This window comes from Corynebacterium sp. MSK004 (genome assembly GCF_030232515.1).
In the GTDB taxonomy this organism is placed as follows: Bacteria; Actinomycetota; Actinomycetes; order Mycobacteriales; family Mycobacteriaceae; genus Corynebacterium; species Corynebacterium hesseae.
This window is the reverse complement of sequence record NZ_JASPKB010000013.1, coordinates 33,865-41,152: the sequence shown is the minus strand read 5'-3', so window position 1 is coordinate 41,152 and position 7,288 is coordinate 33,865. Positions and strand designations below refer to the sequence as shown.

The 7,288-nt window shown below is 58.5% G+C and carries 7 protein-coding genes and 5 tRNA genes; 3 read left to right on the top strand and 9 right to left on the bottom strand.

All coding sequences use genetic code 11. The annotated features are described in order from the left end of the window. Positions 1-127 precede the first annotated feature (127 nt). Positions 128-1,396 (bottom strand): UDP-N-acetylglucosamine 1-carboxyvinyltransferase, encoded by a 1,269-nt coding sequence (gene murA / locus QP999_RS12975; RefSeq protein ID WP_070523021.1) that lies wholly within the window; start codon positions 1,394-1,396, stop codon positions 128-130. A 21-nt stretch (positions 1,397-1,417) separates the two neighbouring features. Next, positions 1,418-2,257, bottom strand: a complete 840-nt coding sequence (gene ramA, locus QP999_RS12970; RefSeq protein ID WP_070522991.1) for an acetate metabolism transcriptional regulator RamA — start codon at positions 2,255-2,257, stop codon at positions 1,418-1,420. Positions 2,258-2,510: 253 nt separating this feature from the next. Here ramA and cysK point away from each other — a divergent pair, with 253 nt between their 5' ends. Both cysK and epsC read left to right on the top strand, forming a co-directional pair. Further along, a complete protein-coding gene (gene cysK / locus QP999_RS12965; protein WP_491523165.1) occupies positions 2,511-3,449 on the top strand; it encodes a cysteine synthase A in 939 nt (312 codons plus the stop codon). A gap of 120 nt (positions 3,450-3,569) precedes the next feature. Beyond that, positions 3,570-4,133 carry a serine O-acetyltransferase EpsC gene (gene epsC, locus QP999_RS12960; RefSeq protein ID WP_070532406.1) on the top strand — a complete coding sequence of 188 codons (564 nt, stop codon included), beginning with the start codon at positions 3,570-3,572 and terminating at the stop codon, positions 4,131-4,133. Between the two features lie 12 nt (positions 4,134-4,145). Here epsC and QP999_RS12955 read toward each other — a convergent pair whose 3' ends face one another. The 5 genes from QP999_RS12955 to QP999_RS12935 all read right to left on the bottom strand — a co-directional run bounded on the left by QP999_RS12955 (position 4,146) and on the right by QP999_RS12935 (position 5,105). Further along, positions 4,146-4,448: a GNAT family N-acetyltransferase gene (locus tag QP999_RS12955; RefSeq protein ID WP_070522980.1), complete on the bottom strand. Its 303-nt coding sequence runs from the start codon at positions 4,446-4,448 to the stop codon at positions 4,146-4,148. 52 nt (positions 4,449-4,500) lie between these two features. After that, positions 4,501-4,573: transfer RNA gene (locus tag QP999_RS12950), tRNA-Phe, on the bottom strand. Between the two features lie 20 nt (positions 4,574-4,593). After that, positions 4,594-4,667 (bottom strand) — tRNA-Asp (locus tag QP999_RS12945). Between the two features lie 251 nt (positions 4,668-4,918). Beyond that, positions 4,919-4,995 (bottom strand) — tRNA-Asp (locus QP999_RS12940). A 34-nt stretch (positions 4,996-5,029) separates the two neighbouring features. Then, positions 5,030-5,105: transfer RNA gene (locus QP999_RS12935), tRNA-Glu, on the bottom strand. Positions 5,106-5,188: 83 nt separating this feature from the next. Between QP999_RS12935 and QP999_RS12930 the strand changes: the two genes are divergently transcribed. After that, positions 5,189-5,521, top strand: a complete 333-nt coding sequence (locus QP999_RS12930) for a metal-sensitive transcriptional regulator (RefSeq protein WP_070563984.1) — start codon at positions 5,189-5,191, stop codon at positions 5,519-5,521. A gap of 66 nt (positions 5,522-5,587) precedes the next feature. On the opposite strand, the gene QP999_RS12925 is transcribed toward QP999_RS12930, so the two are convergent. Together QP999_RS12925 and scpC are read right to left on the bottom strand one after the other, a co-directional pair. Next, a tRNA-Lys gene (locus tag QP999_RS12925) sits at positions 5,588-5,660 on the bottom strand. 90 nt (positions 5,661-5,750) lie between these two features. Further along, the gene (gene scpC, locus QP999_RS12920) at positions 5,751-7,253 is read right to left on the bottom strand and encodes a succinyl-CoA:acetate CoA-transferase ScpC (RefSeq protein WP_070522973.1); all 1,503 of its coding nucleotides are present in this window, start codon (positions 7,251-7,253) and stop codon (positions 5,751-5,753) included. Positions 7,254-7,288 lie beyond the last annotated feature (35 nt).

The following is a 7,288-nucleotide window of genomic DNA, read 5'->3' as shown; positions in this document are numbered from 1 at the left end:
ACCAGTTAACCTCCCGGCTACCTCGCGGCGACTCGGATAAATATACGCACACCCCCAACAAACAACAAATCCCCAGGTGACACACCGAAAAGGTGCGCCACATAGGGACGTCGCCAAGCAATGCTCCTTAGTAGAGCTCCTCCTCTTGAGTGCGCTCGATGGTGGCGCCCAAGGCCTGCAGGTTCTCTACAAAGTTCGGATAGCCGCGGTCGATGTGAAAGACATCGTGCACGGTGGTCGTCTCATCCGCACACAAAGCGGAGAGGACCAATCCGGCACCTGCGCGGATATCGGAGCTCCAGACATGCGTCGAGGACAGGCGCTCTTGACCGCGGATAACTACGTGGTGTCCATCCACCTGGGCATCAGCGCCAAGGCGGAGCATCTCATCGACGAACCGGAAACGCGACTCAAAGACATTTTCCGTGATGATGGATGTACCTTCCGCGACCGCGGAGAGCCCGATGGCAATCGGCTGAAGATCCGTGGGGAAGCCGGGGTACGGCAGCGTTTGGTAGTCCACAGCAGTTGGACGCCGGTCCATGCGCACGCGGAAACCATTGACATAGTCCTCGATATCCGCACCGGCGGACTTAAGCTTCTCCAACGGCAGGTGCAGGTGCTTGGGAGCAATACCGCCCACCGTGATATCCCCGCGAGTCATTACGGCAGCATATGCCCACGTACCCGCAACAATACGGTCACCGATAACCTCGTGCTCCGTCGGTTGCAGCTTGTCCACTCCCCGAATGGTGATGGTGGATGTCCCCTCCCCAGAGATGTCGGCGCCCATTTCCTTGAGCATCGTGCACAGGTCCACAATTTCCGGTTCGCGGGCCGCATTGTGGAGTTGGGTTTCGCCATCCGCAAGGACTGCAGCAGTAAGAATATTTTCGGTAGCGCCTACCGAGGGAAAATCGAGCTTGATGTTCGCGCCATGGAGTTGATCCGCCTCTGCTACAACGGCGCCGTGTTCGATGCGCGTGCTAGCGCCCATCTTCTCTAGCCCAGATTGGTGCATGTCCAGTGGGCGGGAACCAATGGCGTCGCCACCTGGCAAAGCTACCTTTGCGTGACCACAACGCGCCGTCAGCGGCCCCAATACACACACCGACGCGCGAAATTGGCGCACCGCATCGAAGTCTGCATTGGAATGCAACGTGGCCGGCGTGGTGATCTGCACGGTGTGGCCATCGATTTCCACTGAACAGCCAAGGCCTTCAAGGACCTTTCGCATCAGTGGAACATCAAGGATTTTAGGACAGTTGGTCAGCGTGGTGGTGCCCTCCGCCAACAGTGCCGCAGCCATCAGCTTCAGCACACTGTTCTTGGCACCGTCCACCTTGACGGTGCCCTGCAGGCGCGCCCCACCGGAGACAATAAATTGGTCTTTCACGCCCACCCAACTTACCTACGATCAGGGCAACGCGCCTATACGACGGGCCGCATTAACCGCCTCATAGCGAGTATGTGCACCCAGTTTGCGCATGACAGAGCGCAAATAGGACTTCACCGTTTCGGCGCCAATACCCATTTCCTCGGCCGCCTCGACATTGGTATGCCCCAATGCCACGCAGGAAAGAACATCCAGCTCGCGAGCAGAAAGCTTGGTGGACTGCTTAACGCGCACCGGGGAGACCATCTGGTCGCAAAGAGCCTCTAGTTCCTTACGGAGGTCTTCATCGTTGACTCGGTTAGCCAACATGCGGAGCTTGGAGTGCGTTGAGCGCACCTGCTCCCACTCAGCCCCGTTCATCACGTGACCGCGAGCAGCGCCGCCCTTGCCTCCGTCGGCACGACGCAACGCGGAATTAACGGCCAGATCCTGCTCGAGGCACCGAGCAGTCATGGTGACTTCCTCGATTACCTTGTCACCCAAGCGCACCGGCGAATGGACACCAACATAGAGGACACCGCGGATTTCACGCTGAACGGTGACCGGCACCGCCACGATCGAATGCAGTCCCTCATCCTGGATATGGCGATCATTCTCATGGCTAATTGTGGTGGCACGAGTGTAGTCGGACACACCAACCGCGCGGCGAGTGCTGACAACGCGCCCGCCGACGCCCACGTTCGCGTCAATCACCAAATTCTGCAAGGCCGGGGTCCGCAGCCCTACCCACTGGGTAATCTGCAGGCGATTGTCCGGCAGCAAGGTCCCGTACATCGTGACGGGGATTCCCGTTGCGGTCTTTAGTGACGAGAGCGCTGCGCGTACGGCTTCGTCGTCATCCTTGAGTCGGTGCGGCTCCATGAGACTCTCTCTTACTCGGGGGTAACCAGCAGGTGCACCCACATTTCCCGCCTGAAACGGGGGTAGGCGAACACTATTTGCGAAGTATAACCGGCCGACGGGGGTAATTCTAAATCACGCCTCGCCCTCATGAGACGCCTCAAATCCCACATGCCATGCCCGAATGATCTGTTCAGAATCTATATACCACTTGGTCTATTGCCACGGTGTAGAGTGTCTGCTGTACATCAGAACTTATCTTCAAGGAGTCCACATCGTGGCTGTATACAACAATATCCTCGACACCATCGGCGGTACCCCGCTTGTCCGCCTCAACCGCCTGACCGAAGGCCTCGGCGCCGAGGTACTGGTGAAGGTTGAGTCTTTCAACCCCGCTAATTCCGTCAAGGATCGCATTGCCAAGGCAATTGTCGACACCGCCGTAGAATCCGGCGAGCTAAAGCCAGGCGGCACCATCGTTGAGGCCACCTCCGGCAACACCGGCATCGGCTTGGCACTCGTCGGTGCCGCCCAGGGTTACAAGGTCATCCTCACCATGCCGGAGACCATGTCCAACGAGCGCAAGGTTTTGTTGCGCGCTTATGGTGCTGAAATCGTGCTCACCCCGGGCGCTGCCGGCATGAAGGGTGCTGTCGAGAAGGCCAACGAAATTATCGCTGAGACCCCCAACGCCATCCTGGCCTCCCAGTTCGCCAACGAGGCAAACCCGAAGATTCACGAGGCAACCACGGGCCGCGAGATCTGGGACGACGCTGAGGGCAAGGTCGACGCTTTCGTCGCTGGCGTCGGCACCGGCGGCACCGTCACCGGTGTGGGCCGCTACCTGCGTTCCCAGAACCCCGACACCTACCTGGTCGCCGTTGAGCCCGCCGACTCCCCCGTCCTCTCCGAGGGACACGCTGGCCCCCACAAGATCCAGGGCATCGGCGCCAACTTTGTCCCAGAGGTTCTGGACCGCGAGATCCTCAACGAGGTGCTCACCGCAACCACCGAGGAATCCGTCTCCACCGCACGCAAGCTGGCCACCGAAGAAGGACTGCTCGTCGGCATTTCCTCCGGTGCCAACGTCTCTGCGGCACTCAAGCTGGCTGCGCGCGAAGAGTTCAAGGGCAAGACCATCGTCGTCGTCGCCCCGGACTTCGGTGAGCGCTATGTCTCCACCATCCTCTTCGAGGACATTCGCGAGGCCTAAGGAAAACGCTAACGTGGCTTTCCACGGGACGTCGCCAAGCACGGCGCCGTGGAAAGCCCTCCGAATAAAAGCGCCCTCTGTGCTAGGGGGCGCTTTTTCTTTCTAGATAGGATGGTTCGCATGCACATCTTGAAGATGATTCGTGAAGACCTCGCCAACGCGCGCGAGCATGATCCGGCCGCGCGCGGCGACGTCGAAAATGCCGTGGTCTACTCCGGCCTTCACGCCATTTGGGCGCACCGAATCGCCCACCGCATGTGGAAACGTGGATGGCGTGGGCCAGCCCGTATTTTGGCGCAGCTTAACCGCTTCTTCACCGGAATCGAGATTCACCCCGGCGCTACCATTGGCCGGCGCTTCTTCATTGACCACGGCATGGGGATCGTCATCGGTGAAACCGCCGAAATTGGCGATGGCGTCATGCTTTACCACGGCGTCACGCTCGGTGGTCAGGTGCTGACACAGACTAAGCGCCACCCAACAATTGAGGACAACGTCACCATTGGCGCGGGCGCCAAAGTGCTCGGCCCGATTACCATCGGCCACGGCTCCGCTGTGGGTGCCAACGCCGTGGTGACAAAGGACGTGCCACCGGAGCACATTGCCATCGGTATCCCGGCCACCAACCGCCCGCGCAAGAAGGATGAGCGCATCAAGCTGGTGGACCCGGACTACTACATCTAATAGACCGTGCCCTTAAAGGCTGCCTTCACGGGCAGTCAGCCGCTGGTAATCGGGATTCTTCTCAATGAAGCGCGCCACGGCGCTGCACGTTGGAATGACTTGGCGGCCGGCCGTTGAGTCATCATCCAGTGCCGCTTTAATTAGCGGCTTGGACAGTCCTTGGCCCTGAAATGACTCGAAGATTTCCGTGTGCGTGAATTCGCGTGTGGTAGCGGAATCACTGTATTCGGCGAAGCCTGCTTCTTCCCCATCAACGGTGATGACGAAACGGGATTGATCGGTTTGGTGCGCAACTGAAGTAGTCATGCCGCCCATTAAACCAAAAAGAGCAACAAAAAAGCCCCTTCCAATGGAAGGGGCTGTCTTGTGGCCAGAGCCAGGATCGAACTGGCGACCCCACACTTTTCAGGCGTGTGCTCTACCGACTGAGCTATCTGGCCAGAAGCCACGAGGACTTCGGCGACCCTGACGGGACTTGAACCCGCGACCTCCGCCGTGACAGGGCGGCGCGCTAACCAACTGCGCCACAGGGCCATTTTCAATTATCTGTTGTGCGCTGGGCACGAATAAGTACTCTACACAAAGCTAGATAAGCACACCAAATCAGCATGTCATTCACCGTTTTCAGGGTGATGCAGCCCCTCAATACACACTGTCACCACAGCGCCTAGACCTATACAGATCTATGCGCCATTTGCGACGTTGCAGGAGCCTCCACACACCACCATAAAACGACACAAGCCCCGAGGCATATGTTCTATAAACAATGCTCCGAGGCTGAAATATGGCGACCCTGACGGGACTTGAACCCGCGACCTCCGCCGTGACAGGGCGGCGCGCTAACCAACTGCGCCACAGGGCCATAAGTATTTTCTTGTGCACCAACACAAAAGTGTTGGTACCCCCAACGGGATTCGAACCCGTGCCGCCGCCGTGAAAGGGCGGTGTCCTAGGCCGCTAGACGATGGGGGCCCGTTGCCTTGAGGCAACTTTGTAAAAATATACTGGAGACATCCTCACTTAACCAAATCGTCCTGGCAGAAAGGCAGAAAACCATGGCTGACCAGCGGGATACCTGTTCCTGTCACGAGCCGGGTGTGCACGGCTACAACTCCAATGATGAGCAGAAAGCAAAGTACTTGGCTCGCCTCAAGCGCATCGAAGGCCAAACCCGAGGCATCCACCGCATGATCGCGGAGGACCAATACTGCATCGACATCATCACGCAGATCTCAGCGGTTACTTCAGCGCTCGAGAACGTTTCCCTAGCGCTCTTGGAGGACCACATAGAACACTGTGTGGCGGGAGCAGCCGCCGAAGACGGACAAGTAGCCACAGAGAAGCTCGAGGAGGCCATGCGGGCCATCAGGAAGCTCGTTAAGAGCTAGCCCTGAACCCAGCCCTGCGCTTGGGCCCCAAAACAAAAAAGAGCCGCCCGAAGGCGGCTCTTTTTGTGGGCCCTGTGGGGATCGAACCCACGACCTGCGGATTAAAAGTCCGTAGCTCTACCAACTGAGCTAAAGGCCCAACGCTCACCTATCCTAGCCGGTGGCACCAAAGAAAAGGAAATGGCCCTCACCTTCAGTGGTAAGGGCCACAACCTTGCGGGTCTAAGACTTAGCCGCGCATGTCACCCTTCTCCATGAAGTTCACCTGGAAATCGAAGGCGGTCTTCAGATCGTGCGGGGTGTGCTGGAACTTGTTAGCCTTGGCGCGCTCGAAGTACTCCTCCAGCATCGGGCGGTAGTCCGGGTGAGCCACGGCGATGACCTTCTCCACGCGCTCCTTCGGGGCCAAACCGCGCAGGTCCGCAACGCCATACTCGGTGATGATGACCATGGTGTCGTGCTCGGTGTGGTCGGTGTGAGAAACGAAAGGCACGATGGCGGAGATAGCGCCGCCCTTGGCCACCGACGGGGAGACGAAGGTGGAGATGTAGGCGTTACGGGTGAAGTCACCCGAGCCGCCAGTACCGTTCATGATGCGGGAGCCGGAGACGTTGGTGGAGTTGATGTTGCCGTAGATATCGCCTTCAATCATGCCGTTGGAAGAAATCAGGCCCACGCGGCGAATAACCTCCGGGTGGTTGGATACCTGCTGCGGGCGCAGGATGATGTGCTTGGCGTAGCGATCAGCCTCAGCGTTCATCTTGTCCGCGTACTCCGGGGACAGGGCGAAGGAGGTTGCGGAGGCGACGGTCATCTTGCCGGCGTCGATAAGATCCAACATGCCGTCCTGGATAACCTCGGTATAGGCCTGAATGTTTTCGAACTTGGAGTCCAACAGGCCTGCCATCACGGCGTTCGGGACGTTGCCCACACCGGACTGCATGATGAACTTGTCATACTCTAGGCGGCCGGCAGCAACCTCACCCTCGAGGAACTCGATGAAGTTCGCAGCAATCTTCTCAGAAACCTCATCCGGGGCCTTGAACGGAGCGTTGCGGTCCGGGGCATTGGTCTTGACCACAGCCACGACCTTCTCCTCCGGAATCTCGATGTAGGTGGTACCGACGCGGTCAGCCGGCTTGGTAATCGGGATTGGCTGGCGGTTCGGCAGCTTCTCGATCTTGTAGATATCGTGCATGCCCTCGAGGTTGAGGGACTGCCACTCGTTGATCTCAATGATGATCTTGTCGGCGGCATCGATGTATTCGAGGTTGTTGCCCACAGCGGAGGACGGAACGATATTTCCGTTCTCGTCAATACGAACGGCCTCAATAATGGCTACCTGGAAGTCACCGTAGAAGCCCTCTTCCACCTGCTGGCCAGAGTGCGAGAGGTGGATGTCCTGGTACAGGGCGGAGCCGTCGTTGAAGCGGCCGCGCAAAACCGGGTCAGAGTTATACGGAGAGCGGAAGCGGATGGCGTCTGCCTCAGCCAACACACCATCACAGTCCGGAGCGGTAGAGGCACCGGAGAAAACATCGATCTTGAACTCCTCGCCCGCCTCATGAGCTGCCTTCGCCTTCTCCGCGATGGCAGTCGGCAACGCCTTAGGGTAGCCAGCGCCGGTAAAGCCGGAGATTCCCACACGGTCACCGTGGTTGACGAACTTTGCGGCCTCGTCAGCGCTCATCACGAGCTTCTCAAACGGTGCGTATGCAATTCTCTCAGACATTAGTCCTCCTTTTATGTGCAGAAACGACCTACGTT

Excerpts from the sequence above, each read along its gene's own strand:
- scpC (WP_070522973.1), bottom strand. The coding sequence starts at position 7,253 with ATGTCTGAGAGAATTGCATACGCACCGTTTGAGAAGCTCGTGATGAGC.
- QP999_RS12955 (WP_070522980.1), bottom strand. The coding sequence starts at position 4,448 with ATGGGCGGCATGACTACTTCAGTTGCGCACCAAACCGATCAATCCCGT.
- epsC (WP_070532406.1), top strand. The coding sequence starts at position 3,570 with ATGCACATCTTGAAGATGATTCGTGAAGACCTCGCCAACGCGCGCGAG.
- ramA (WP_070522991.1), bottom strand. The coding sequence starts at position 2,257 with ATGGAGCCGCACCGACTCAAGGATGACGACGAAGCCGTACGCGCAGCG.
- QP999_RS12930 (WP_070563984.1), top strand. The coding sequence starts at position 5,189 with ATGGCTGACCAGCGGGATACCTGTTCCTGTCACGAGCCGGGTGTGCAC.